Annotated in this window: 24 protein-coding genes and 1 tRNA gene; 15 read left to right on the top strand and 10 right to left on the bottom strand. The window is 71.3% G+C overall.

All coding sequences use genetic code 11. The features are described from left to right. Nucleotides 1-35: 35 nt before the first annotated feature. Both folE and ACWPN7_RS19610 read left to right on the top strand, forming a co-directional pair. Nucleotides 36-725, top strand: coding sequence for a GTP cyclohydrolase I (folE, locus tag ACWPN7_RS19605; protein ID WP_038525793.1), 690 nt, complete (start codon nt 36-38; stop codon nt 723-725). Beyond that, nucleotides 706-1,626: a DMT family transporter gene (locus ACWPN7_RS19610; RefSeq protein WP_451990558.1), complete on the top strand. Its 921-nt coding sequence runs from the start codon at nt 706-708 to the stop codon at nt 1,624-1,626. The genes folE and ACWPN7_RS19610 overlap by 20 nt, the downstream gene beginning before the upstream one ends. A gap of 16 nt (nt 1,627-1,642) precedes the next feature. On the opposite strand, the gene ACWPN7_RS19615 is transcribed toward ACWPN7_RS19610, so the two are convergent. After that, nucleotides 1,643-2,374, bottom strand: coding sequence for a metallophosphoesterase family protein (locus ACWPN7_RS19615; RefSeq protein WP_207198044.1), 732 nt, complete (start codon nt 2,372-2,374; stop codon nt 1,643-1,645). Continuing rightward, a complete protein-coding gene (locus tag ACWPN7_RS19620; RefSeq protein WP_137115185.1) occupies nt 2,367-3,143 on the bottom strand; it encodes a nucleotidyltransferase family protein in 777 nt (258 codons plus the stop codon). Before ACWPN7_RS19620 ends, ACWPN7_RS19615 begins: the two co-directional genes overlap by 8 nt. A gap of 155 nt (nt 3,144-3,298) precedes the next feature. Here ACWPN7_RS19620 and ACWPN7_RS19625 point away from each other — a divergent pair, with 155 nt between their 5' ends. From ACWPN7_RS19625 to ACWPN7_RS19640, 4 genes are all read left to right on the top strand, one after another. Next, nucleotides 3,299-3,859: a hypothetical protein gene (locus ACWPN7_RS19625; protein ID WP_146041842.1), complete on the top strand. Its 561-nt coding sequence runs from the start codon at nt 3,299-3,301 to the stop codon at nt 3,857-3,859. Next, on the top strand, nt 3,859-4,074 hold the full coding sequence (locus tag ACWPN7_RS19630; protein WP_149648232.1) for a hypothetical protein: 216 nt from the start codon (nt 3,859-3,861) through the stop codon (nt 4,072-4,074). Before ACWPN7_RS19625 ends, ACWPN7_RS19630 begins: the two co-directional genes overlap by 1 nt. Before the next feature lie 150 nt (nt 4,075-4,224). After that, nucleotides 4,225-4,989 carry a cold-shock protein gene (locus ACWPN7_RS19635; RefSeq protein WP_103040575.1) on the top strand — a complete coding sequence of 255 codons (765 nt, stop codon included), beginning with the start codon at nt 4,225-4,227 and terminating at the stop codon, nt 4,987-4,989. 136 nt (nt 4,990-5,125) lie between these two features. Continuing rightward, nucleotides 5,126-6,757, top strand: coding sequence for an alpha-D-glucose phosphate-specific phosphoglucomutase (locus tag ACWPN7_RS19640; protein ID WP_459196065.1), 1,632 nt, complete (start codon nt 5,126-5,128; stop codon nt 6,755-6,757). 59 nt (nt 6,758-6,816) lie between these two features. Here ACWPN7_RS19640 and ACWPN7_RS19645 read toward each other — a convergent pair whose 3' ends face one another. Further along, nucleotides 6,817-7,503 (bottom strand): dienelactone hydrolase family protein, encoded by a 687-nt coding sequence (locus ACWPN7_RS19645; RefSeq protein ID WP_459196064.1) that lies wholly within the window; start codon nt 7,501-7,503, stop codon nt 6,817-6,819. Between the two features lie 119 nt (nt 7,504-7,622). Between ACWPN7_RS19645 and msrB the strand changes: the two genes are divergently transcribed. The 3 genes from msrB (at nt 7,623) to ACWPN7_RS19660 (ending at nt 9,602) form a co-directional block, all read left to right on the top strand. After that, nucleotides 7,623-8,117: a peptide-methionine (R)-S-oxide reductase MsrB gene (gene msrB, locus ACWPN7_RS19650; RefSeq protein ID WP_103040577.1), complete on the top strand. Its 495-nt coding sequence runs from the start codon at nt 7,623-7,625 to the stop codon at nt 8,115-8,117. A 155-nt stretch (nt 8,118-8,272) separates the two neighbouring features. Next, nucleotides 8,273-9,292, top strand: coding sequence for an LLM class flavin-dependent oxidoreductase (locus ACWPN7_RS19655; RefSeq protein ID WP_459196063.1), 1,020 nt, complete (start codon nt 8,273-8,275; stop codon nt 9,290-9,292). 139 nt (nt 9,293-9,431) lie between these two features. Next, a complete protein-coding gene (locus ACWPN7_RS19660) occupies nt 9,432-9,602 on the top strand; it encodes a hypothetical protein (RefSeq protein ID WP_014239127.1) in 171 nt (56 codons plus the stop codon). Nucleotide 9,603: 1 nt separating this feature from the next. Here the strand turns inward: ACWPN7_RS19660 and ACWPN7_RS19665 are convergent, their stop codons facing one another. Further along, complete coding sequence (locus tag ACWPN7_RS19665) at nt 9,604-10,005, bottom strand: STAS domain-containing protein (protein WP_014239128.1); 402 nt, start codon at nt 10,003-10,005, stop codon at nt 9,604-9,606. Between the two features lie 101 nt (nt 10,006-10,106). On the opposite strand from ACWPN7_RS19665, the gene icmH reads away from it, so the two are divergent. The 3 genes from icmH to tagF are packed head-to-tail and all read left to right on the top strand — an operon-like array spanning nt 10,107 to nt 14,096. Further along, on the top strand, nt 10,107-11,450 hold the full coding sequence (gene icmH / locus ACWPN7_RS19670; RefSeq protein ID WP_103040579.1) for a type IVB secretion system protein IcmH/DotU: 1,344 nt from the start codon (nt 10,107-10,109) through the stop codon (nt 11,448-11,450). 10 nt (nt 11,451-11,460) lie between these two features. Further along, complete coding sequence (gene tssM / locus ACWPN7_RS19675) at nt 11,461-13,452, top strand: type VI secretion system membrane subunit TssM (protein WP_459196062.1); 1,992 nt, start codon at nt 11,461-11,463, stop codon at nt 13,450-13,452. Next, nucleotides 13,452-14,096, top strand: a complete 645-nt coding sequence (gene tagF, locus ACWPN7_RS19680; RefSeq protein WP_014239131.1) for a type VI secretion system-associated protein TagF — start codon at nt 13,452-13,454, stop codon at nt 14,094-14,096. The genes tssM and tagF overlap by 1 nt, the downstream gene beginning before the upstream one ends. A gap of 69 nt (nt 14,097-14,165) precedes the next feature. On the opposite strand, the gene ACWPN7_RS19685 is transcribed toward tagF, so the two are convergent. After that, nucleotides 14,166-14,795, bottom strand: a complete 630-nt coding sequence (locus tag ACWPN7_RS19685; RefSeq protein ID WP_459196061.1) for an OmpA family protein — start codon at nt 14,793-14,795, stop codon at nt 14,166-14,168. Nucleotides 14,796-14,950: 155 nt separating this feature from the next. Between ACWPN7_RS19685 and ACWPN7_RS19690 the strand changes: the two genes are divergently transcribed. The 3 genes from ACWPN7_RS19690 to ACWPN7_RS19700 all read left to right on the top strand — a co-directional run bounded on the left by ACWPN7_RS19690 (nt 14,951) and on the right by ACWPN7_RS19700 (nt 17,883). After that, the gene (locus ACWPN7_RS19690; protein WP_162473406.1) at nt 14,951-15,988 is read left to right on the top strand and encodes a DctP family TRAP transporter solute-binding subunit; all 1,038 of its coding nucleotides are present in this window, start codon (nt 14,951-14,953) and stop codon (nt 15,986-15,988) included. A 105-nt stretch (nt 15,989-16,093) separates the two neighbouring features. Further along, nucleotides 16,094-16,600, top strand: coding sequence for a TRAP transporter small permease (locus ACWPN7_RS19695; protein ID WP_038525812.1), 507 nt, complete (start codon nt 16,094-16,096; stop codon nt 16,598-16,600). Continuing rightward, nucleotides 16,597-17,883: a TRAP transporter large permease gene (locus ACWPN7_RS19700; RefSeq protein ID WP_200776280.1), complete on the top strand. Its 1,287-nt coding sequence runs from the start codon at nt 16,597-16,599 to the stop codon at nt 17,881-17,883. The genes ACWPN7_RS19695 and ACWPN7_RS19700 overlap by 4 nt, the downstream gene beginning before the upstream one ends. Nucleotides 17,884-17,920: 37 nt before the next feature. Here ACWPN7_RS19700 and ACWPN7_RS19705 read toward each other — a convergent pair whose 3' ends face one another. From ACWPN7_RS19705 to recQ, 5 genes are all read right to left on the bottom strand, one after another. Continuing rightward, a complete protein-coding gene (locus ACWPN7_RS19705) occupies nt 17,921-18,832 on the bottom strand; it encodes a DMT family transporter (protein ID WP_459196060.1) in 912 nt (303 codons plus the stop codon). Between the two features lie 46 nt (nt 18,833-18,878). Continuing rightward, nucleotides 18,879-19,292 (bottom strand): hypothetical protein, encoded by a 414-nt coding sequence (locus ACWPN7_RS19710; protein WP_459196059.1) that lies wholly within the window; start codon nt 19,290-19,292, stop codon nt 18,879-18,881. Nucleotides 19,293-19,447: 155 nt separating this feature from the next. Beyond that, nucleotides 19,448-21,019 carry a glycosyltransferase gene (locus ACWPN7_RS19715; protein WP_459196058.1) on the bottom strand — a complete coding sequence of 524 codons (1,572 nt, stop codon included), beginning with the start codon at nt 21,017-21,019 and terminating at the stop codon, nt 19,448-19,450. A gap of 84 nt (nt 21,020-21,103) precedes the next feature. Beyond that, nucleotides 21,104-21,178: transfer RNA gene (locus ACWPN7_RS19720), tRNA-Thr, on the bottom strand. Between the two features lie 81 nt (nt 21,179-21,259). Next, nucleotides 21,260-23,188: a DNA helicase RecQ gene (gene recQ, locus ACWPN7_RS19725; RefSeq protein ID WP_103039823.1), complete on the bottom strand. Its 1,929-nt coding sequence runs from the start codon at nt 23,186-23,188 to the stop codon at nt 21,260-21,262. Between the last annotated feature and the right edge of the window lie 184 nt (nt 23,189-23,372).

A 23,372-nucleotide genomic window follows, 5' to 3' on the forward strand; every position in this document is an offset into this window, starting at 1 on the left:
CGGGTGTGGAAAGAAGAAAGAAGGGATCGGGTTTTATGACGGTGCAGGCAAATGTTCTCGCCCTCGTGCAAGAGGCGATGGAGGCGCGCCGGTCGAACGAGGCGCTCGACACGCCGCTGGACGCCGCGGGCGAGGCTGCCATGATCGACGCCGCGGCGCGGAAGGTCGAAGAACTGCTCGACGTGCTGCGGATCGACCACCGCAACGACCACAACACCCGCGACACGCCGCGCCGCGTCGCCAAGATGCTGGTGCGCGAGCTTCTGAAGGGCCGCTTCACGGCGCCGCCCGAACTGACCGAGTTCCGGAACGCCGAGGAGTTCGACCATCTGATCGTCACCGGCCCGATCGCCGTGCGCTCCACCTGCGCGCACCATCTGATGCCGATCTACGGCACGGCCTTCATCGGCATCCTGCCGGCCAAGGGCGGCAACATCCTGGGCCTGTCCAAGTACGACCGGATCGTCGACCATTTCGCCGCCCGCTTCCAGATCCAGGAAGAGCTGGTCAAGCAGATTGCCAACTTCATCGTGGAGGCCACGCGGCCCCGCGGGCTGGCCGTGCGGATCAGCGCCGTGCACATGTGCAAGACCCACCGAGGCGTGCGCGCCGGCCATGACAGCCGCATGGTCAACAGCTCCTTCCACGGCGAGATGCTGGAGTCGCGCGAGCTGCGCGAGGAGTTCCTGAGGGAGTGCGCGACGCTTGAGCGGTCCGCCCGCTGAGCGGGCCATCCTGCCCGCCCGGACCATCCGGACGGGCGTGGGGTGGCAACCCGGCATCGTGGGGGCGGCGGTCCTCATGGCGGCGTCGCTCGCCCTGGTGCTGACCGCCGGGGCGCTGGCCCGCGAGCTGGGCGCCCGCTACGGCGCGGCGGAGGTGCTGTTCCTGCGCTTCCTGCTGTCGCTGCTGGTGGTCGTCCCGGCGGCCGTCGCGATGGCCGGGCGGCGCGCCCTGTCCGTCACCCGGCCCAGCGGTCACGCGGTTCGGGCGCTGAGCGGCGTCGGGGCGGCGCTGATCTTCTACGCGGCGACCCAGCATCTGCCCTTCGCCGATCTGGTCGCCCTGTCCTACGCGGCCCCGCTGTTCGTGGTGCTGCTGTCCGGCCGGGCCCTCGGGGAGCGGGCGGGGACGGCCTCCGCCGTCTGCGTCGCGCTGGGGATGGCCGGGGTCTTCCTGATCGCCCCGCCGACGCGGCTGGAGCCGTGGAGCCTCGCCATGCTCGCCATGGCCTTCCTGAACGCGGTCTGCATCCTGGCGACCCGGCGGACGGCCCAGGCCGACGGCCCGGCGGCGACCGGGCTGGTCTTCGTGCTGGCCGGGTGCCTGCTGACCGCCCCGGCGGCCCTGCTGACCGGCTTCCGGCTGCCCGATGCGGCCGACCTGCCGGCCTTCCTGCTGCTGGGCCTCGCCGCGGGGGCGGCCATCCTGCTGAACGCCGCCGCCTTCCGCCGGGCGCCGGCGGCGGTGCTGGCGCCCATCGACTATCTGGGGATCGCCGCCTCGGCGGCCATCGGCTTCCTGTGGTGGGGCGAAAGCCCGTCGCCCGCGGTGCTGCTGGGCGGGGCGCTGATCGCCGCGGCCGGGCTGGGCACGCTGTGGGCCGGCGCGCGGCGGCCGGGCTGAGACCCCGCCGGTTCGATCACAGCTCGATCAGGGCGTAGGGCCTCCCCGACTCCTTCTCGATGGTTTGGGCGACGTTGTAGACCGGCGTGCCGCGCAGGGTCTTGCCGGCGTAGCTGCCGTGGTGGGCGTGGCCGTGGACGACCGCCTGGACGTGGAAGCGGTCGATGGTCTCCGCCAGACGGGAGGAGCCGAGGAAGGGGTAGATCTCGGTCGGTTCGCCGCGCACCGTCTCGGCGATCGGGGCGTAGTGCAGGACGACCATCGTCCGCTCGGTCTCCAACTGGCGCAGCGCGCTTTCCAGCCGCATCGCCTCGTTCAGGGACTCCTGCACGAACTGCTTGATCGCCGGTTCGCCGAAGGCGTCGAGCATGCGGTTCTCGAAGCCGCCGCCGAAGCCCTTCACCCCGGCGAAGCCGACGCCGCGGATCTCCACCGGGTTGCCGTCGAGGAAGCGGACGCCCGCCTGCTCCAGGATGCGCTGAAGCTCCTCGACATGGCCGCATTCGTGGTCGTGGTTGCCCAGCACGGCGACCACCGGGATGCCGATGGCGCGCAGGTCCTCGGCCAGCACCTCGGCCTCGCGCGGCTTGCCGTGGTTGGTCAGGTCGCCGGCCAGCGCCAGGACGTCCGCCCGGTCGGCGATCTCCTGGAACAGCTCGCGGTAGGGGTGGGTGGAGGTCTCCCCCACATGGATGTCGCCGATGGCGGCGACCTTGATCGTTCCTTCAGCCCGAATGTGATCAGCCATGCTTCGTTTCCTCGCCGACGACGTCGGCGAACCCCCAGTCCGTGACGTCGATCCGATAATCCTCGCGCGAGAACAGCCGCCCCCGGCAGATGCGGGTCTGCGGCACCGGCAGCTTCGCGCGCTCGTTCAGCCGGTCCAGAAGCTCCTGCAACAGCCAGCCGGGGATGTGGTCGCGCTCCGTCGGGTAGATGAAGCGGAAGTTCAGGACGTGCATCAGCAGCACCTCCCAATACTGCTCCATGTGGCCGAGCAGCCGTTTCCAGTCGATGTGGGCGTGCTGCTTCAGGATCATGTGGGCGACGTCGGGACCGTCGTACTTGTGCCGCATCTGCACGAAGGCCTTGGAGAAGACCATTTCCGTCGGCGGGATGAGCTGCACGTCGGCGCCGCAGACCAGCGCGCGGTGATCCTCCTCGAACCAGCGGTCGTTGACCGGGTTGATGGCGGCGGCGGAGTTGAAGATGACGTCGAAGAACAGGTCGCCGTGCAGGACCTTGCCGATCCAGCGTTCGTCCTCGATCTCGGTGCCGAAGCCGCGGTCCTGGAAATGCGCGAGGATGCGCGGAAAGTCGCCGCCCCGGCAGAAGATGTCGATGTCCTTGGTCGGCCGGGTGATCCCGGTGTAGGCGCTGAGCGCGTAGGTGCCGCCCAGCAGGAAGGGTATGCCGGACTCCTTCAGAACTTTCAGACTCTCCGTGTAGAAGGCCTCGGCCTCGGCCGAGACATCGGCACGGCCTTCGCGCCCCCGGCTTTCGCGGTTGCCGTCCATCGCACCCCCTCTCCCCCGCCGTTGTCCATTGCGCCTTCAACAGGAGGAGCGGGCGAAACGGCACCACCGGGTGGCGTCCATGGCGGGAAAAAGCAGGTGGAACCGTCGCCCCACTACGCCGGTTGAGGGTGGTATTGCTGATGGGGAGGCAACCGATGGCACGACATCCGATCCCACAGGGCCTTTTGCTCGCCGCCGGCCTCGTGCTGTGCGGTGCCGCTCCCGCTTTGGCGCAGGGAAGCTGCGCCGCGCTGGTCGACCGCTTCGCCGCCGAGAACAACCTGTCGGCCAGCCCGCCGCCGGTCGCGACGCCGCCGGGCAGTTCCGGCTCCACCGCAGGGGACGGGGCGTTGCCCGATGGAGGTTTGGGCGGCAGTTCCGGCACGACGCCGGACCAGCTCGCCCGCTCGGGCGGGGTGGTGGCGCCGCCGGCCTCGGGCGATCAGGCGGTGATCGAGCCGCCGCGCACCGGGGCTCCCATGCCGACCGCCCCGGCGGTGCGACCCGACGCCGCGCCGAACAGCGGCTCCTCAATGGAGAGCGGGTCGATGGGGCAGGCGGCGCGCAACGCCCAGATCGAATCGCTGGTGACCGCCGCGCGCTCCGCCGCGAAGGACGGCAACGAGCAGCTTTGCATGGAGTCGCTGGACAAGGCGCGCGGCCTGACCCGCGCCGCGCCGGGTGCTACGGGTGGCACGATGGGCGGGGGCGGCTGATGGCGACAACGCGGATGATGGCTGAACTGATGGCCGCCGACCTGAGCATTGCGGGTCCCCTTCCTCCCTCCCCGCCGACTCCCGACATGCCGGTGCCGCCGCCCGGCATGCCGGACATGCCCGGCGACCCGTCGCGGCCGCCGATCAAGGAGCCGCCGGACGCCATCCCCGTTCCCCCGGAGGAACCGCCGCCCAACCCCGAACGGCTGGCCTGAATCCCTCCGCCGGGGAGAAAAATGGCACCAGGGCCGCGGGAGCGCGAAACGGCGCTCCTGCGGTCTTGTGATTCGCGCGGGGAAAGGCGATGTGTTCTGTCGGGCACCGGAGGCCGGTGCCGAGTCGCCTTTTGGAGTTCAGTGGGTCTCATGCACCGTCAACCCCCGCGCCAGCACGTTTACCGCCAGCCCGTCGTCCTCGGCACCCAGGTTCAGGCCACCGTCAAGTGGTACGATCCCAACCGCGGCTTCGGCTTCGTCAAGTTCGAGGACGGGTCGCCCGACGCCCTGATCCCCGCCGCCATCGTCGCCACCGCCGGCCACGAATCCCTGCCGGACGGCGCCACCGTCGTGGTGGACATCGTCGAGGGGCGCAAGGGCAATCAGGTCTCCGCCCTGCATTCGGTCGACACCTCCACCGCCGTCCCGGCGCGTCCGGCCCGTGCCCAGGGTCCGCGCCCGTCTTTCGGTGACCGCGGGGGCTTCGGCGACCGCAACGACCGCGGTGGCGACCGCGGGTTCGGCAACCGTGGTTTCAACGACCGGGGTGGGGACCGCGGCGGTGATCGTGGCGGCGACCGCGGGTTCGCTGGCCGGGGCGACAGCCGTGGCTTCAACGATCGGGGTGGTGATCGCGGCTTTAATGACCGGGGCGGCGACCGCGGCGGCTTCGGCGGCCCGCGCCGTCCGGCGGCGGGCGGCCCGACCACCCAGACCGAGGGCACCGTGAAGTGGTTCAACGCCACCAAGGGCTTCGGTTTCATCGCCCAGGACGGCGGCGGCCAGGACGTGTTCGTTCACGTCAAGGCGGTGGAGCGTTCCGGCCTGCAGGGGCTGAACGACGGCCAGCGCGTCCGCATCTCCATCCGCCAGGGCGACAAGGGTCCGGAAGCCGTTTCGGTCGAAGAGGCGTAAAGCGTCGGCCTACCGAAGGTAAGGTGTCGTTCGGCCCAGTTGAACGGCGGCGCAAAGCCGCGCATCGTGGCGGGGCCGGGACGGCGGTGCGACGGCGCGCCGCCCCGGCCCGACACGACCCAAGAGAGGACGTCCAGTGGTTCCCGTCACCTGTCCGACCACGCCCTTCGACGGCCAGAAGCCCGGCACCTCCGGGCTGCGCAAGGCCGTGAAGGTCTTTGAGCAGCCGCGCTATCTGGAAAACTTCGTCCAATCCATCTTCGACTGCGTGGACGGCCTGTCCGGCGCCACGCTGGTGATCGGTGGCGACGGGCGGTATCACAACCGCACCGCCGTTCAGACCATCCTGCGCATGGCCGCGGCCAACGGCGTCGCGCGCGCGGTGGTCGGGCGCGGCGGCATCCTGTCCACCCCGGCGGCCTCCTGCGTCATCCGCAAGCGCGGCGCCATCGGTGGCGTGATCCTGTCGGCCAGCCACAACCCCGGCGGCCCGGACGGCGATTTCGGCATCAAGTTCAACGCCGCCAACGGCGGCCCGGCGCCGGAGTCGATGACCGACGCCTTCTTCGCCCGCTCCAAGGCCATCACCGAATACAGGACGCTGGAGTCGCCGGACCTCGACCTCGACCGGCTCGGCGGGACGGCGCTCGGCGGTATGGCGGTGGAGGTCATCGACCCGGTGGCCGACTACGCGGAGCTGATGGAATCGCTGTTCGACATGGCGGCGATCCGCAAGCTGTTCGCGTCGGGCTTCCGCATGGTGTTCGATGCCATGCACGCGGTCACCGGCCCCTACGCCACGGAGATCCTGGAACGCCGGCTGGGCGCCCCCGCCGGCACCGTCATCAACGGCACGCCGCTGGAGGATTTCGGCGGGCACCACCCCGACCCGAACCTCGCCCACGCCGAGGAGCTGGTGGAGCGGCTGTTCGGCCCGGACGCGCCGGACTTCGGCGCCGCCTCGGACGGTGACGGCGACCGCAACATGATCCTGGGCCGCAACGTCTTCGTGTCGCCCAGCGACAGCCTCGCCGTGCTGGCCGCCAACGCCACCCACGTCCCGGCCTTCAAGGGCGGTCTGGCGGGCGTCGCCCGCTCCATGCCGACCAGCCGGGCGGTGGACCGCGTGGCGGCGAAGCTGGGGATTTCCTGCTACGAGACGCCGACGGGCTGGAAGTTCTTCGGCACGCTGCTCGACGCCGGGCGCATCAACCTGTGCGGCGAGGAGAGCTTCGGCACCGGCTCCGACCATGTGCGCGAGAAGGACGGGCTGTGGGCCGTCCTGATGTGGCTCAACGTGCTGGCCGCCCGCGGCCTGTCGGTAGCCGAGCTGATGGCCGAGCATTGGGGCACCTACGGGCGCACCTATTACGGCCGCCACGATTACGAGGCCATCCCGCAGGAGGCCGCCGACGCCCTGATCGCCGAATTGCGCGGGACGCTGTCCTCGCTGGCCGGCACGGTCCTCGGCGGGCGCACCGTCGCGGCGGCGGACGAGTTCGCCTACACCGACCCGGTGGACGGCAGCCGGTCGGAGCGGCAGGGCCTGCGCGTCGGGTTCGAGGACGGGTCGCGCATCGTCTACCGCCTGTCCGGCACCGGCACGTCGGGCGCCACGCTGCGCGTCTATTTCGAGCGGTACGAACCGGTCGGCGGCGAGCATGGGCTGGACGCCCCGGTGGCGCTGAAGCCACTGGCCGATCTGGCCGCGGAGCTGGCCGGCATCGAGCGCCACACCGGCCGCACCAAGCCGGACGTCGCCACGTAACGGCGCGACCTGAAGGAAGGCCCTTCCTCCGGAGCCGGGGGAAGGGCCTTTTTCCTTTTTCAGAACACCGCCTGGAGCAGGCCCAGCGTGCGCCGCTTGGCCAAGGCGGCGCTGGCCGCGTCGTAGCTGGCGCGCTCGTCGCAATTGAAGCCGTGTCCGGCCGGATAGAGGTGCGTGATGGCGGCGGGATGGCGATGGCGCACCGCCTCGGCCACCGTCAGGGGAATGGCGTGGTCCGTCTCCCCGAAATGCAGCAGCACGGGCGTGCGCGGCGCCTCGTCCAGCCGGTTGCCGATTCCGCCGCCGTAATAGGCGACGGCGGCGCGGACCGGCAGGCGCGACGCGGCGGCCCAGGCGATGGTGCCGCCCCAGCAATAGCCGGCGATGGCCGCCCCCTCCGCCCCGCCGAGATGGGCGAGCCCCGCCGCCACGTCGGTCAGCGCGTCCTCGACGCTGACCGCATTCATCAGGTCGCGTCCGCGCTGGACGCCGGCCTCGTCGTAGGGCAGCTCTACCCCGCGCTCCGCCCGGTCGAACAAGGCGGGGGCCAACGTGCGGTAACCGTCGGCCGCGTAGCCGTCGCAGACGCGGCGGATGTGGCTGTTGATCCCGAAAATCTCCTGGACGATCAGAAGCCGCCCCTTCTCCGGCCCGACGGGCCGGGCTTCGTAGGCGGTCAGCCGGTGCCCGTCGGACGCCGTCAGGTGCGTCCAGGCGCTGCTCGTGCCGGTGGTCGTTCCGGTCATGGCTGGTCTCTCCCTCCATTCGTTCCGTGCAGGGAAGATAGCAGCCTGACGCCGGGTGTCATCCGCGACCGACTGGCCCATATCCCCTAGGACCGTCACCCCGTCACTGGAGCCGCCCGATGTCCGCCCCCGCCGACCGTTCCCCGACCGCTGGACCCTTCGACCTGACGCCGCCGACGCCGGAGCAGCGCGCGGTGCTGGTGGAACGCCTGTCGGACGAGGAGCGGCACGTCCTGCTGAGCCACGGGACGGAGGCGCCCTTCTGCGGCGGCCTGCTCGACAACAAGAAGCCGGGCACCTACGCCTGCCGGCTGTGCGGCCTGCCGCTGTTCCGGTCCGGGACGAAGTTCGAATCCGGCACCGGCTGGCCCAGCTTCACCGCGCCCTACGAGAACGCGCATCTGAAGCTGGTGCAGGACAACAGCTACGGCATGGTGCGGGTGGAGACGCTGTGCGCCCGCTGTGGCAGCCATCAGGGCCACGTCTTCCCGGACGGCCCGCCGCCGACCGGCATGCGCTTCTGCATCAACTCCGTCTCGCTGGCCTTCCTGCCCGAGGGGCAGCCGCTGGCGAAGAGCGTTCAGGATTGGGTGGAGGAGGGGGCGGCGTTCTAGCAGACGCTTGGCCCCTCCCTCGTGCCCCCTCCCTAACCCTCCCCCTCTACGAGGTGGAGGGGACTTGGTTCTCCCTCCCCTGCGAAGCGGGGGAGGGCCGGGGAGGGGGCAACAGCACCTCCCCCAAACCTCCCGTTTCATTGGATACCCCCGTCATGCCGACCGACGACACCTCCCGCTTCCCCATCTCCGTCCTCGACCTCGCCCCGGTGCCGGAAGGCAGCACGCCGGGCGACGCCTTGCGCCACACGCTGGACCTCGCCCGCCACGCCGAGCGGCTGGGCTACCGCCGCTACTGGCTGGCCGAGCACCACAACATGACCGGCATCGCCAGCGCCGCGACCTCGGTCGTCATCGGCCATGTGGCGGCGGGCACCGCGACCATCCGCGTCGGCGCCGGCGGCATCATGCTGCCCAACCACTCGCCGCTGGTCATCGCCGAGCAGTTCGGCACGCTGGAGGCGCTGTTCCCCGGCCGCATAGACCTCGGGCTGGGCCGGGCGCCCGGCACCGACCAGATGACGCTGCGCGCCCTGCGCCGCGACCCGTCGGTGGCGGAGCAGTTCCCCCAGGACGTGCTGGAGCTTCAGGCCCTGCTCGGCCCCGTCCAACCGGGCCAGCGCGTGCAGGCGGTGCCCGGCGCCGGATCGAACGTGCCGCTGTGGATCCTTGGCTCCAGCCTGTTCGGCGCGCAGCTTGCCGCCGCCTTCGGCCTGCCCTACGCCTTCGCCTCGCACTTCGCGCCGGACGCCCTGATGCGGGCGTTGCAGGTCTACCGGGAGAACTTCACCCCCTCGGCGCAGCTCGACCGGCCCTACGCCATGGTCGGGGTGAACGTCGTCGCCGCCGAGACCGACGCGGAGGCGCGCCGGCTCTTCACCTCCGCCCAGCAGAGCTTCGCCCGTCTGATCCGCGGCACCCGCGGCCAATTGCCGCCGCCCATCGACGACATCGAGAGCTTCTGGTCGCCGCTTGAGAAGGCGCAGGCGATGAACATGCTGTCCTGCTCCTTCGTCGGCTCGGCGGAGACGGTGCGGCGCGAGCTGGAGGCCTTCCTCGCCGAGACCGGGGCCGACGAGATCATGGTGGCCTCGGCCATCCACGACCACGCGGCGCGGGTGCGCTCCTACGAGATTCTGGCGGAGGTCCACGGGGTGCTGCGGGCCGCGGCCTGACGCGCTCCAAATTGGGGGAGAGGCCCGGCGCAACCGCACAGCGCGCTTCGCGGACTGCGCCATGGACCGCGCCCAAGGGGAGTCTTATCGTCTGTGGCCCGGCGTCGCGCGACGCGGTTCACAGAGATGGAGAGGGGATATGGCCGAGTTTCCCCACGCCAGCAGGGTCAACGTTACGCTTGATCTGCCGCTCGACGTCTATCGGCGTCTGGAACAGCAGGCGCGCTACATGAGCGTTACCGTCGAGGCGCTGCTGAAGACTATCCTAGCGCAGCAGCTCTACGACTCCAGTCTTCGCAATATGGATTAGTTCATTGTCGTGAGGCGGCGCGCACGGCGGCCTCAAGGTCGCCGTGACTCTCCAGAAGCGCCGCCAGCCCGGCCTCCTCCAGCACGCCGCGGATCGGGCCGGGCACCGCCGCCAGCACGATCCGCACGCCGGACCGCACCCCTGCGCTTCCCGCGCCCGGCCGCGCCTGCCGCACCGCCAACAGCAGCGAGCGCAGTCCCGCCGGGGTCAGTTGCGTCACTGCCGACAGGTCGAGCACCAGCCCGGCCGGCGTCTTTCCGGGCGCGTCCGATGCGGGGTCCGGGGTGGCGGGGGCCAGCGCCGCGAACAGCCGCGCCTCGAACCGGGGGGCGGCGGCGCTGTCGATCGGTCCCACCGGGCGCAGGATCGTCACGTCGCCGCGCACCTCTTCCGCGATTTGCATCAAACCCTCCGATTTCCCCATCCGGCTGGGCCTGCTATACCTCCTCCGGCGGGGGATTTCCCATCACACGGATCATCATACAGCAGAGCGGCGGCGGGGGCATGGAATCGGACGGACGCTTCGGCGGCGGGGCGGGCCTGCGGGACGGCGGGGAGTTTTCCGCGGAGTCCGGCGGTGGGCCGCGCGCGCTCCCGGCCTTCCTCGCGGCGGGGCCCGCCGTGGCCCCGGAGGACCGCACGCCGGCGGAGGCGCCGCCGGACCAGCCGGCGCGGCTGCGTGGGGCGCTGAACCCGCTGCTGGCCGCTGCCGGGCCACTGCTGGACCTCGCCGGGTCGCTGCGCGAACGCTCGGGGCACGAGAATCCGGAGGGGCTGCGCGACGTCATCCTCGCCGAGGTCCGCCGCTTCGAGGAGGAGGCCGCCGCCATCGGCGTCCCGCCGGAGGAGGTGCGCGTCGCCCGCTTCGCCCTGTGCACCATGCTGGACGACGTGGTGCGGGCAACCCCCTGGGGGGCGCGCTGCCGCTGGGCGCGCGAGGGGCTGGCGGTGGTGGTCGATCCCGGCGCCGGCGGGCCGGACCGCTTCTTCGACCTGCTCGACACCATGCTGAGCGACCCGCGCCTGCACCGGCTGGAGCTGGAGCTGTTCTACGCCTGCCTGTCGCTGGGCTTCGAGGGCAAGTTCCGCGACAAGCCGCGCGGCGCCCACGACCTCGCCCACTTGCGGGACGAGCTGTTCCGCGTGCTGCGCCGCCTGCGCGGCGAGCGGGAGCGCGCGCTGTCGCCGCAATGGCGGGGCGTCGCCGAACGCTTCCGCCCGCTGGGGCACGTCCTGCCGCCCTGGCTGGCCGCGGTGGCGGTGGCGACGCTGCTCGGCGGGCTGTTCCTGACCCTGTCGGCCTCGCTGGGCGGCCGGGCGGACGCGGTGGTGGCCCGGCTGGGCGCGCTGCTCCCCGACCGGCCATTGGAGCTGGTCCGCGCCGTTCCGCCGCCGCCGCCCAGCGCGGGTCCGGCGCTGGCCGTCCGGGTCACCGCCCTGCTCCAGCCGGAGATCCGTTCCGGCGCCGTGGCGGTGCTGGCCGGCGACGACGGGGCGCTGGTCATCCGCATCGAGGGGGCGGGCATGTTCGCCACCGGCAGCGACGCGATCCGCGCCCGCTACCGCGCCGTGGTCGACCGCGTCGGGCAGGCGCTGGGTCCCGAGGCGGGGCGCGTGGTGGTGGTCGCCCACACCGACGACCAGACCCCGCGCGGCGGCGGGCTGCCGACGCCGGAGGCGCTGACCGAGGCGCGGGCGGTGGCCGTTCTGAAGATCCTGGAGCGCACGCTGGGCGCCGAGCGCCTGACCGCCGAAGGGCGGGGCGAGCGCGAACCGCTGGCCCCCAACACCACGCCGGCCAACCGGGGCGCCAACCGGCGCGTCGATGTCCGCCTCTACCCCGAATAGGCCGCGGTCCATGAGCGAACCGTCTCCGCACACCCGCTCCAAAAAGTCCCAGGGCAGGGTCCGCCGCGCCGATCCGGCGATGGCGCCGCGCCTGCGCTGGTGGACCACGCTCGCGGTCGCCCTGTCGGTCGGGCTGCTCGGCTGGGCGGTGATGCCGCTGCTCGGCTTCGGCGGCCTGGCCCGCCTGCTGCCGGCGCTGGTCCTGCTCGGCCTGTGGTACGCGCTGAACCGGCACGAGGACGGCCGGCAGAGTGCGGCCAACGCCCGCTTCGTCGAGGCGCTGGCGGCGTCCCGCGATCCCGAGCTGAAGGCGTCGCTGGACGAGCTGGGCACGGTGCGCGAGCGGCTGGACGCGGTGATCGACCGGCTGAAGACGCAGCGCTTCGGCGCGCGCTGGGGCGGTCAGTATCTCTACCAACTTCCCTGGTATCTGGTGATCGGCGCCCCCGGCTCGGGCAAGACGACGGCGCTGGCCAACGCCCGCCTGGGCGCGGCGCTGGGCGGCGGGCTGGACGGCATGCCGGTGCAGAATCTGGGCGGCACGCGCAATTGCGACTGGTGGTTCACCGACGAGGCGGTGCTGATCGACACGGCGGGCCGCTACACCACCCAGGACAGCCGCCGGGCCATCGACGGGCGCGTCTGGTCCGGCCTGCTCGACCTGCTGAAGGAGCACCGCCCGCGCCAGCCGGTGAACGGCGTGCTGCTGACCATCAGCCTGACCGACCTCGCCGGCTGGAGCGACGCGGAGCGGCACAACCACGCCATCACCATCCGCCAGCGGCTGGGCGAACTGCGCGCCCATCTCGGCATCCGCGTGCCGGTCTATCTGCTGTGCACCAAGGCCGACCTCGTCGACGGCTTCACCACCTATTTCGACCCGCTGGACCGGGCGGAGCGCGCCCAGATCTGGGGCATCACCTTCCCGGTGGAGGACCTGCCGCCTGGCCCGCTGGCCAGCTTCCACGCACAATACGCGGCGCTGCTGCGCCGGCTGGAGGAGCGTCTTCCCGAACGGCTGCACCAGGAGCCGGACATCCAGCGGCGCGGCGACGCCTTCGCCTTCCCGCTGCGCATGGCGGGCTTCGAGGCGGCGCTGGCCGACCTCGTCGACACCGCCTTCACCGCGGAGGCCGAGGAGGCGGTGCCGCTGCTGCGCGGCATCTACCTGACCAGCGCCACGCAGCCCGGCGCCTCCGCGGAATCGCCGGCCCAGACCTTCTTCCTGGAGCGGCTGCTGCCCGAGGTCGTCTTCCCCGAGGCCAACATGGTCGGGGTTGACCGCGCGCTGGAGCGGGCGCGGCGGCGGCGCCACGTCTGGGCGCTGGGCGGGACGGCGGCGGCGGGGGTGCTGCTCGGGCTGGCCGGGCTGAGCAGCCACCGCGCCAACGAGGCGCTGCTGGCGCGGGCGGAGACCGCCGTGGCGGTGGCGGAGGAGCGGCTGCGCGTCCTCGACACACCGCCGCGCTCGCTGACGCGGGTGGAGGATGCCGATTTCCTCGCCGTCCTGCCGGCGCTCGACGCGCTGCGCGCGCTGCCCGCCGGCTGGACCGAGCGATCGGAACGGCGGGCGTCCCTGCTCGGCTTCGGGCTGTCGCAGGGGGAGCGCGTCGGCCTGCCCGCCGAGGAGGTCTATCGGCGGGCGCTGCGCAGCGTGTTCCTGTCGCGCATCGTGCTGCGGTTGGAGGAGCAGCTGCGCACCGGCTGGGCGCGGCCCGACCTGCTGCGGCAGAGCCTGCGCGCCTACGCCATGATCGGCGGGCGGGAGCCGCTGGACCCGGCGGTTCTGGCCGAATGGCTGGCCGCCGACTGGCAGCGCACGCTCCCCGGCGCCGCTCATGAGGCGGAGCGCCGGGCGCTCGGCGACCATCTGGCCGCGCTGGTGGAGGCCGGCTTCGCCCCGGTGCCCCCGGACGAGGCTCTGGTGTCGCGCGTCCTCGACGTGCTGGGCCAGCCGACCGCGCCGATGCCGCGCATCCCCAACAACGGCGGGGCCGGCTGATGAGCCCCGGTTTCGCGGTGGGCTTCCATGGGAAGGTGCCGGCGCGCGGCGATTTCGTGGGCTACGGCCTGCCGCGCGGCGTGCTGCTTCCCTGGGACGCTTGGCTGACGGAGGTCCTGGACGCGGCGGTGCGCCAGCTCGGCTCGCCCTGGGAGCGGCTGTTCCAGTCGGCCCCGGTCTGGCGCTTCGCCCTGTCGCCCGGCCTGTGCGGGGAGCCGCCGCTGGCCGGCATCATGATGCCCAGCGCCGACCGGGTGGGCCGGCAATACCCCTTCACCATCGTCGGCACGCTGCCCTACGGCACCGACCTCGCGGTGGTGCCGGTGGCCTGCCTGCACTGGTTCACCCGCGCGGAATCCATCGCCGCCGACGCCTGCCGCGCCGGGGCCGACGTGGACGCGCTGCCCGCCCGCATGGCGATCCTGGGCCGCCCGGAACCGAACGGCGCCGACCCCACCGTCGCCACAGTGGTCGAGGAGCGCGTCGGCCCGCTGCCGCCCCGCGCCAGCCTGTGGTGGAGCCGCGGCGGCGGGCGGGTTCCGCCCTCGGTGCTGACCTGCTGCGGCCTGCCGCGCTCGTCCCGCGCCGCCGCCTTCATCGACGGCGCCTGGGAGCGGCGGGGCTGGGACGATCTGGACGGGTAGGGGGAAAGGTTCAAGCGTCGAGCCCCCCTCCCGACCTCCCCCCGCTTCGCAGGGGGAGGAGAACAGTCCTCACCCGCCCAAATTCACGATCTCCACCCGCCGGTTCTCCGCGGCCTTCGGCTTTTTGGGCAGCAGCGGTTCCCGCGCGCCCATCCCGGCGGTGTCCAGCCGGTCGCGGCGCACGCCGTGCCGCTCCGCCAGATAATCCGCCACGGCGTCGGCCCGGCGCTGCGACAGCGCCCGGTTGGCCGCGTCGCCGCCCACCGCGTCGGTGTGGCCGACGATGCGGAAGCGGGCCTTGGCCGTCTCCGGCGCCGTCATCACCGCGCCGATGCGGTCGAGCACCGCCCGCGATTCCGGGCGGATGCGCGCCGAGTTGAAGTCGAAGCCGATCCGGAAGGCGGCGCGCAGCCCGGCCTTCAGCGCCGCGACGGGCGGGTCCTGCGGCGGCCCCGGCAGGGCGGGCACCGCCACCGGTGCGGGGGTCGGTGCGGGAGCCGGGGACGATGCCGCCGCGACGGGCGGCGGCGGCGGGCGCTTCATCACGATGGGCGGGCAGCCGGGTCCGGCGGCGCCGAACAAGGCGGCCTGGATCTCGCATTCGCTGGGGTTGGGGCCGAGCGGGACGGCGGGCGCCGCCGACGATTGCGCCAGGGCCGGACCTGCAAGGAGGGCCAGCCCCCCCCCGAGAAGCCCCAAGGCCAAAAACCCGATTGTTGGGAACATCCGCATTTGCATGCCCGCATTGTCCCAGGCTTGGGGGCGGGCCGTCAAATTCCGCGTGGAACAGTCGTGCGTGCCTCTGTACGATCCCGGTCCGATCTTTCGTTTGCGGTATGCGGGAGGAAACAAGAATGAAGTCGATGAAGGCGCTGTTCGCCGGTCTGGCTCTGGCCGCCATGGTTCTGCCGGGCGTGGTCGCCAACGGCGCGGCGGCGGCGGACTACAAGGCCGAGTACAAGCTGTCCACCGTGCTGGGCAAGCCGTTCCCCTGGGGCATCGGCGGCGACCGCTGGGCCGAGCTGGTCAAGGAAAAGACCAACGGGCGCATCAATGTGAAGATGTATCCCGGCTCCGCCCTGGTGAACGGCGACCAGACCAAGGAATTCACCGCGCTGCGCCAGGGCGTGATCGACATGGCGGTGGGCTCCACCATCAACTGGTCGCCGCAGGTGAAGGAGCTGAACCTCTTCTCGCTGCCCTTCCTGATGCCCGACCACAAGGCGATGGACGCGCTGACCCAGGGACCGGTCGGCAAGCAGCTGTTCGACCTGCTCGCCACCAAGGACGTGGTGCCGCTGGCCTGGGGCGAGAATGGCTTCCGCGAGGTCTCCAACTCCAAGCACGCCATCAGTAAGCCGGAGGATTTGAAGGGCCTGAAGATCCGCGTCGTCGGCTCGCCGCTCTACCTCGACACCTTCACCGCGCTGGGTGCCAACCCGACGCAGATGAGCTGGGCCGACGCGCAGCCCGCCCTGTCCACCGGCGCCGTCGACGGTCAGGAGAACCCGGTTGCCGTCTTCACCGCCGCCAAACTGCCGACGCTCGGCCAGAAGCACCTGACCCTGTGGGGCTACGTCGCCGATCCGCTGATCTTCGTGGTCAACAAGGAGGTCTGGAACAGCTGGTCCAAGGAGGACCAGGAGGCGGTGCGCGCCGCCGCCGTCCAGGCCGCCGCCGAGGAGGTCGCCATCGCCCGCAAGGGCATCACCGCCCAGGACGACAGCCTGCTGAAGGAGTTGGCCGGCCAGGGCGTGGCGGTCGTGCAGCTCACGCCCGAGCAGCAGAAGGCCTTCCAGGCCGCCACCCGCGCTGTCTACGACAAGTGGGCCAAGACCATCGGCCCCGACCTCGTGAAGGCCGCCGAGACCTCGATCGCCGGCCGCAACTAAGCCTGCCCGGCGCCCGTCCGCTTCCGCTCCGGCGGTGAGCGGGCGGGCGCCATTCCTTTCCAAAGTCCGTTCCAGCCCGCCCGTCCCCGTCCAGAGAACCCGTTCATGACCGAAGACCCCGAACTGACGCCGCGCGAAGAGCCGCGCCCGCGCGTTCCCATCCGGATCGAGGAAGCGCTGGCGGCGCTGGCCATCGCGGCGATGGGGGTGATCACCTTCGCCAACGTGATCACGCGCTATCTGACCAACATCTCGCTCGCCTTCACGGAGGAATACGCCATCGCCCTGATGGTTGTGATGACCATGCTCGGCGCCTCGGTCGCGGTCGTGCGCAACCATCACATCCGCATCACCTATTTCGTGGACCGGCTGCGCCCGGTCATGCGCCGCCGGGCCGAGCTGTTCGCCATCGCCATCACGGCGCTGGTCTTCCTGGGGCTGGCCGTCTACGGCGCGCGGATGGTCTGGGACGAGTACCGGTTCGAGGAGACGTCGCCCGGCCTGGGCGTGCCGCAGTGGATCTACTCGATCTGGCTGCCGGTCCTGTCGGTGGTCATCGTGCTGCGGGCGCTGGGCCGCGGCATCCGCGTCGCGCGGGGGAACGAGCAATGACCACCGCGCTGCTGTTCGGCGGATTCTTCGCGCTGCTGATCGCCGGCGTGCCCATCGGCGCGGCGCTGGCGCTCGCCGGGGCCGTGGTGATCGGTGTCGCCGGCCTTGGCATCATGTCGCTGCCGACCACCGTCTACACCGGCATGGCAAAATACCCGCTGCTTGCCATTCCCATGTTCGTCCTGACCGGCCTGATCTTCGAGCGGTCGGGCGTGGCGGAGCGTCTGGTGAAGTTCGCGCTGGCCGTGATCGGCAAGCGGCAGGGCGCCCTGCCAGCGGTCGCCATCATCGTGGCGATGTTCATGGGCGGCATCTCCGGTTCCGGCCCGGCGACCTCCGCCGCGGTGGGGGCGGTGATGACCGCGGCCATGCTGCGCGAGGGCTATCCGCGGGCCTTCACCGCCAGCGTCATCGGCGCGGCGGCGGCGACGGACATCCTGATCCCGCCCTCCATCGCCTTCATCATCTACAGCGTGATGGTGCCGCAGGCGTCGGTGCCGGCCCTGTTCGCGGCGGGCATGATCCCCGGCATCCTGGCCGGTCTGGCCCTGGTCATTCCGGCGGTCTGGATGTCGCGCCGCAACGGTTTCGGCGAGGTCGCGCGGGAGGGCGAGAAGCGCCCGTCGATCTGGAAGGCCTTCAAGGAGGCGATCTGGGGCCTGATGGCGCCGGTGGTCATCCTGGGCGGCATGCGCGCCGGCCTGTTCACCCCGACCGAGGCGGCGGTGGTGGCCGCGGTCTACGGCCTGTTCGTCGGCTTCTTCATCTACCGGACGTTGACCCTGCGCATGGTCTACGACGTGCTGGTGGAGTCGGCGGAAATCTCCGCGATCATCCTGATGGTGGTGGCGCTGGCCGGCGTCTTCGCCTGGGCGACCGGGACGCTGGGCGTCATCGACCCCATCGCCCGGGGGATCGTCGATCTCGGCATCGGGCAGTACGGCGTTCTCGCCCTGCTGATCGCGGCGCTGGTGGTGATCGGGATGTTCCTGGACGGGGTGTCCACCTTCCTGATCCTGCTGCCGATCCTGGTGCCCATCGCCAACCACTTCAACTGGGACTTGGTGTGGTTCGGCGTGATCCTGACCATGAAGCTGGCGATCGGCCAGTTCTCCCCGCCGATGGCCGTCAACCTGATGGTCACCTGCAAGATCGCCGGCACCACCATGGAAGCCACGGTGCGCTGGGTCGGCTGGCTGATCCTGGCGATGTTCCTGGCGCTGGCCGCGGTGGTGGTCTTCCCCGGGCTGGCGCTCTGGCTGCCGCGCAGCCTGGGCTACTGAGGGTGACGGACGCGGGGGCGCCTTGCGCGTCCCCGCCTCAGCCCTTCCGGCGGGTCGCCAGCAGGATGCCCGCCGCGATCAACCCGATGCCAGCGGCGTGGTAGAGGTGGGGCTGCTCGCCGAGGAACAGGATGGCGAGGATGCTTCCGAACACCGGCATCAGATGGATGCACATCCCCGCCGTGTTGGCGCCCACCAGGGCCACGGCGCGGTTGAAGCAGAGATAGGCGGCTATTGACGGGAACAGCGCCACATAGGCGACCGCCCCCAGCGCCGTCGGGGTGATCGGCATGGGGTTCCCGCCGACGCTTTCCCAGAGATAGAAGGGCAGCAGCATCGCCGCCCCGCCCGCGAAGGTGACGGCGATGAAGCTGAGCCCATGCACCGCCGGGCGGCGGCGCAGCAGGGCGGTGTAGGCGGCGTAGCCGAGCACCGCCGCCAGCACCCACAAATCCCCGGCGGCGAGCTGCAACCCGATCAGCACCGCCGGGTCGCCCCGCGCGATCAGCGTCAGGGCGCCGGCCAGCGACACGGCGATGCCTACCCCCTGCAGCGGGGTCACCCGGTCGCCGAACAGCGCCAAGCTCATCAGCACGATCAGCACCGGCATGGAGGACTGCATCATCACCGCGTTCAGCGCCGTGGTGGTGTGCAGCCCCACATAGAGGAAGGTGTTGAAGACGGCGATGCCCAGCGCCGACAGCAGCAGCACGACGGGCCATTGGGCGGCCAGCGCCCGCACGTCGTGCCGCAGGTGCCGCCACGCGAAGGGCAGCACCAGCAGCATCCCCAGCGTCCAGCGCCAGAAGGCCAGCCCGACCGGCGGCACCTCGCCCGACACCGCGCGGCCCAGGACGGCATTGCTGGCCCAGAACAGCGGCGGCAACATCATCAGGAGCCATGCCTGATCGAACAGGCGGCGACGGACGGGAGAAGCGTTTTCGCTCACGGCTGGCGACTCATTGGACTGGACGCGTCAAGGTGGGTTCCGCGGCTCAGCCGCGGCGGCGCGGGGAGGCGAAGGGGGAAAGGGGGCCGTCGCCACGAGAGCCCTCGCCGCGCGGACCGTCACCACGGGGACCGTCCGACCGGAAGCTCTCGCTGCGGGAGAAGCCCTCGCGGCGCGGGCGGTCGCCCCGGGGGCCGTCACCACGGGGACCATCGCCACGGGGGCCGCGCCCCTCGCCACGGGGACCGTCGCCGCGGCCTTCGCGCGGCGGCTTCGGCGGCTGGCGCATCTCCGCGTCCAGCTCGGCGATGCGCTTCACCAGCGCTTCACGGATCGCCGGGGCCGCGTGGGACTTCAGGGTGGCGAGCTGCTCCTTCAACTGCTGGAGCTGAAGCTGCTTCTGCTCCCGCGTGCGCTTGATGGCGACGTTGTCGGAATGCTGGCCGTCGAAGGCGCGCATGAAAAGGTCCTCGTTGCAGAAAATAAGACACCCGCCGCGGCGTCCCAGCGGACGCCCGGTCGGGGAGCGCGGAATATTGGAAAGGCACCGGCGCCAAAGCAAGCCGGGAGTTTGCTCCGCCTGTGCGATAAAGCGGTTGACGGCGGCAGCCCGGATCAATCCTCCAACGAACGTCGGCTGCGGAACAGCGCCGCCGCCTCGTCGAGATACCGCGACAGGTCGGCGGCGGCCTCCGCCGGCCCGGCGCGCCGCGACCCTTGGACGCGGGCCTCTGCGGCGGCGGCGGCCAAGGCGGCGGGATCGGCCGCCAAAGCGGCCAGCCGCTCGACGAAGGCGCCGTAGTCGGGTTGAATGAAGCGCGGGCCGACGACGCTGGCAACGTCTCCGCCGGGAAGCGACAGCGGCACCGTCCCGGCGGCCAGGGCCTCGGCGGCGCTGGCGCCCCCGCCGGTCCGCCGGGGATTCACATAGGCGTCGCAGACCGCCAGCAGGGCGCCCATGTCCGACACATAGCCCAGGCACCGCAGCCGTGCTGCATGGCGTGACGCGGCCAGCCGCCGGGGCAGGGCGTCGGCGTGCCCGGCGAAGACGGTGACGGCGTGCGGCGCGCGGTCGAACAGCGTTTCCAGCATGGCGAGGAAGGCGCCGTCCGCCTCCTCGTCCAGCCGGTTGCCGACGACGGCGCAGACGAAGGCGCCCTCATCGAGCCCGAAGGTGGCGCGCGATCCCTCTTTCCTCGGGGTGGCCCCGGCCAGCGAATGCAGGAAGCGGAAGGGCCGCCAGGACCGGGCCAGCGGCCCGTGGTCGGGTGCCGCGCCTCCGCCGAAATCCAGCACGATGTCGGCCAGCGAGAGGGTGGCCCCGCTGGTGGTCGGGATGCACAGGGTGGGGCGCGCCCCGGCCATCAGGTCGGCCACGACGCAGGACCCGCCGAGCGACAGAACGGCGTCCGGGTCGAGCGCCGTGATGGCCTCCAGGAACCAGGCGATCTTGCCGGGGCTGACGCAGGGCTCGACCGACGACAGCATCCGGTACGTACGCCCGTCCGCTTCGATTCTCTGATCGCCGGAGAGGGTGGGCTCCACCGACGCCGCGAAGGAGGGCACGAACAGGCTGTGCACCTCCGTCGGCATGATGTTGGTGTTGAGGATCACCACCTCCCGCCCGCAGCGGTCCTCCAGCAAGGCGGCGTAGGACAGCAGGTCGCGCGATGGCTGGTGGCGCAGCGACAGGAACTGGTTGGTCACCAGCACGACCCGCCCGGTCTCCGCTCCCCCGGCCCGGCGGGCGCGTGGGACGATGGCCTGACGGCGGCGGATCTCGTCGAGGATGCTGCGGTAGAAGGGGAACTGCCGCTCCTCGAAGAAGCCGGGGCGGCTCGCCGGGTTCATGCGCATCAAAAAGAGCTGGCGTCCGATGCCGGCGTGGATGTGCAGCAGCCCCTCCAGCCCGGATTGCGCGATGTTGGCCTCCACCATGTCGAGCAACTCGTCGTAATAGCGCAGGTCACCGGAGACGGCGGCCATGGCCGACAGCAGCAGGACGGTATCCGTTCCCCGCGCCAAGCGGGGCAACTCCCGTGCCGCCCGCGCCCGCTCGGCCCTGGGCCGGTCGAGAAAAGCCTCGCAGAGGGTTTCGATGGCCTTCAGGTCGTGCCCGTTCGTCACGGGCCGGCACATCGCGGCGGCAAGGTTGATGAGGGGGGAGGTGGTGAGTGGCTGGGACATCGGCCTTGCTGCGGAAAGCGGGCGCGATGAGTCATGCCACATATGGAAAGGCCCCGGAAGGCGTTACCTTCCAGGGCCTTAGAGTGGTGCCGCAGCAGGGATTTGAACCCCGGACCTACTGATTACGAATCAGTTGCTCTACCCCTGAGCTACTGCGGCGCCGACGTCGGTGCGTCGTGGGCGCGGAAATTAACCGCGGGGGCGGACCGGCGCAAGCGCTTTTTTGGGAGATGGATAAAATTATCCTTTCTGGCGGATGACGTCCAAAAAGGGGTCGGCATAACGCTCCAGCTTGCGGGCACCGACGCCGGGCAGGCGAGCGAAGGCGGCGCGGTCCATCGGGCGCGTCGCGACCATCTCCAGCAGCGTGCTGTCGTGGAAGATCACATAGGGCGGCACGCCCTGCGCGCGGGCCAACTCGGTGCGGCAGTCCTTCAGCGCGTGCCACAGCGCGTCGTCGGCGGGCGACAGGGCGCCGCGCGCGCCGGCCCGCGACACGCCCTCGCCGGACAGGCCGCCGGAAGGAGTAGAGCCGCCGCGGGAGACGTGGCGGCGCAGCGCGTCGTGGACGCCGCGGCGCTTCTCCACCACCGGGTCCTTGCGCAGCTTGACCGTCTGCTGGCCCTTGATCACCGGGATGCCGGCGTCGGTCAGGCGGAAGCCGCCATAACCCTCCAGATCGACCGTCAGATAGCCGGCGGCGACGAGCTGGCGGTAGACCGACTGCCATTCCGCCTTGGACAGTTCCTTGCCGCAGCCGAAGGTCTTCAGCGCGTCGTGGGCCTGCTGCGCCACCTTCTCCGTGGCGTTGCCCAGCAGCACGTCGATCAGGTGCCCGGCGCCGTAGCGCTGGCCGGTGCGGTAGACCGCCGACAGGGCCTTCTGCGCGGCGACGGTGCCGTCCCAGGTCTCCACCGGCTCCAGGCAGGTGTCGCAGTTGCCGCAGGGCGCCTCCAGCGTCTCACCGAAATAGTTCAGCAGCACCTTGCGGCGGCAGGCCGAGGTCTCGCAGAAGCCGAGCAGCGCCTCCAGCTTGGAGCGCTCGACGCGGCGGTGGGAATCGCCGGCTTCCGACTGCTCCAGCATCTGGCGCAGGCCGACCACGTCGGCCATGCCGTAGCTCATCCAGGCGTCGGCGGGCAGGCCGTCGCGCCCGGCGCGGCCGGTCTCCTGATAATAGGCTTCCAGGCTCTTGGGCGGGTCGAGGTGGCAGACGAAGCGCACGTTCGGCTTGTCGATGCCCATGCCGAAGGCCACCGTCGCCACCATGACGATGCCCTCGCCCTTGATGAACAGGTCCTGGTTCGCCTCGCGCACCTCCGACGGCAGCCCGGCGTGGTAGGGAAGCGCCTCCCGCCCCTGCTGGTTCAGCCAGTTGGCGGTGTCCTCCACCTTCGCCCGCGACATGCAATAGATGATGCCGGCGTCCTCGGGGTGGTTTTCCCGCAGGAAGGCCAGCATCTGCTGGCGCTCGCTCTTCTTCGGGACGACGCGGTAGGTGATGTTGGGCCGGTCGAAGCTGGACAGGAAGACGCGGGCCTCGGTCAGCCCCAGCTTGTCCTTGATCTCCGCGCGGGTCTGCGCGTCCGCCGTGGCGGTCAGCGCGACGCGCGGCACGGTCGGGTGCCGCTCGTGCAGGATGGAGAGCTGGAGATACTCGGGCCGGAAATCATGGCCCCACTGGCTGACGCAATGCGCCTCGTCCAGCGCGAAGAGGGCGAGCTTGGTGCGGTCCAGCAGGTCGAGAAAGCGCGGGGTGACCAGACGTTCCGGCGCCACATAGACGAGGTCGATCTCGCCGCGGACCATGGCCCGCTCCACCTCGCGCGCCTCGGCGGCGTCGAGGGAGGAGTTGAGGAAGGCCGCCCGCACGCCCAGCTCGCGCAGCGCCGTCACCTGATCCCGCATCAGCGCGATCAGCGGCGATACCACCACCGTCACGCCATCGCGCACCAGCGCCGGCACCTGATAGCACAGCGACTTGCCGCCGCCCGTGGGCATGAGGACGAGCGCGTCGCCGCCACGGATGACGTGGGCGATGATGTCGGCCTGCTGCCCGCGGAAGGCGGAATAGCCGAAGACCGACCGCAGCACCTCCAGGGCGGGGTTGCCGTCAGGGTCCTGGGCCGGCTCCGCCGGAGGGGCCTTGAGATTGAAGAGCGAGTCCACGCCGATGCGGTTCAGATGCGGGTCCGTCTCTGGACGATTCAGAATCTGGTGGTCGGGATGCGATCCCGAACGCGACGGCTATGATGTGGCACAGATCACCCGATTCGTGAAGCCGCAATCCGGAAGAGGTGTGGGGACAAGGGTGGCGCATCGCACGATGCGGGAGAAACCGTGGCGTTGTTCG

This window comes from Azospirillum sp. UENF 312511 (genome assembly GCF_058780635.1).

What these genes read in the sequence shown, in the direction of transcription:
- ACWPN7_RS19690 (WP_162473406.1), top strand. Translation starts at nt 14,951, where the DNA reads ATGAAGTCGATGAAGGCGCTGTTCGCCGGTCTGGCTCTGGCCGCCATG.
- tagF (WP_014239131.1), top strand. Translation starts at nt 13,452, where the DNA reads ATGAGCCCCGGTTTCGCGGTGGGCTTCCATGGGAAGGTGCCGGCGCGC.
- tssM (WP_459196062.1), top strand. Translation starts at nt 11,461, where the DNA reads ATGAGCGAACCGTCTCCGCACACCCGCTCCAAAAAGTCCCAGGGCAGG.
- ACWPN7_RS19620 (WP_137115185.1), bottom strand. Translation starts at nt 3,143, where the DNA reads ATGGACGGCAACCGCGAAAGCCGGGGGCGCGAAGGCCGTGCCGATGTC.
- ACWPN7_RS19715 (WP_459196058.1), bottom strand. Translation starts at nt 21,019, where the DNA reads ATGTCCCAGCCACTCACCACCTCCCCCCTCATCAACCTTGCCGCCGCG.
- ACWPN7_RS19665 (WP_014239128.1), bottom strand. Translation starts at nt 10,005, where the DNA reads ATGCAAATCGCGGAAGAGGTGCGCGGCGACGTGACGATCCTGCGCCCG.
- ACWPN7_RS19615 (WP_207198044.1), bottom strand. Translation starts at nt 2,374, where the DNA reads ATGGCTGATCACATTCGGGCTGAAGGAACGATCAAGGTCGCCGCCATC.
- ACWPN7_RS19695 (WP_038525812.1), top strand. Translation starts at nt 16,094, where the DNA reads ATGACCGAAGACCCCGAACTGACGCCGCGCGAAGAGCCGCGCCCGCGC.
- msrB (WP_103040577.1), top strand. Translation starts at nt 7,623, where the DNA reads ATGTCCGCCCCCGCCGACCGTTCCCCGACCGCTGGACCCTTCGACCTG.
- icmH (WP_103040579.1), top strand. Translation starts at nt 10,107, where the DNA reads ATGGAATCGGACGGACGCTTCGGCGGCGGGGCGGGCCTGCGGGACGGC.
- ACWPN7_RS19700 (WP_200776280.1), top strand. Translation starts at nt 16,597, where the DNA reads ATGACCACCGCGCTGCTGTTCGGCGGATTCTTCGCGCTGCTGATCGCC.
- ACWPN7_RS19660 (WP_014239127.1), top strand. Translation starts at nt 9,432, where the DNA reads ATGGCCGAGTTTCCCCACGCCAGCAGGGTCAACGTTACGCTTGATCTG.
- ACWPN7_RS19655 (WP_459196063.1), top strand. Translation starts at nt 8,273, where the DNA reads ATGCCGACCGACGACACCTCCCGCTTCCCCATCTCCGTCCTCGACCTC.
- ACWPN7_RS19710 (WP_459196059.1), bottom strand. Translation starts at nt 19,292, where the DNA reads ATGCGCGCCTTCGACGGCCAGCATTCCGACAACGTCGCCATCAAGCGC.
- ACWPN7_RS19625 (WP_146041842.1), top strand. Translation starts at nt 3,299, where the DNA reads ATGGCACGACATCCGATCCCACAGGGCCTTTTGCTCGCCGCCGGCCTC.
- folE (WP_038525793.1), top strand. Translation starts at nt 36, where the DNA reads ATGACGGTGCAGGCAAATGTTCTCGCCCTCGTGCAAGAGGCGATGGAG.
- ACWPN7_RS19645 (WP_459196064.1), bottom strand. Translation starts at nt 7,503, where the DNA reads ATGACCGGAACGACCACCGGCACGAGCAGCGCCTGGACGCACCTGACG.
- ACWPN7_RS19635 (WP_103040575.1), top strand. Translation starts at nt 4,225, where the DNA reads ATGCACCGTCAACCCCCGCGCCAGCACGTTTACCGCCAGCCCGTCGTC.
- ACWPN7_RS19630 (WP_149648232.1), top strand. Translation starts at nt 3,859, where the DNA reads ATGGCGACAACGCGGATGATGGCTGAACTGATGGCCGCCGACCTGAGC.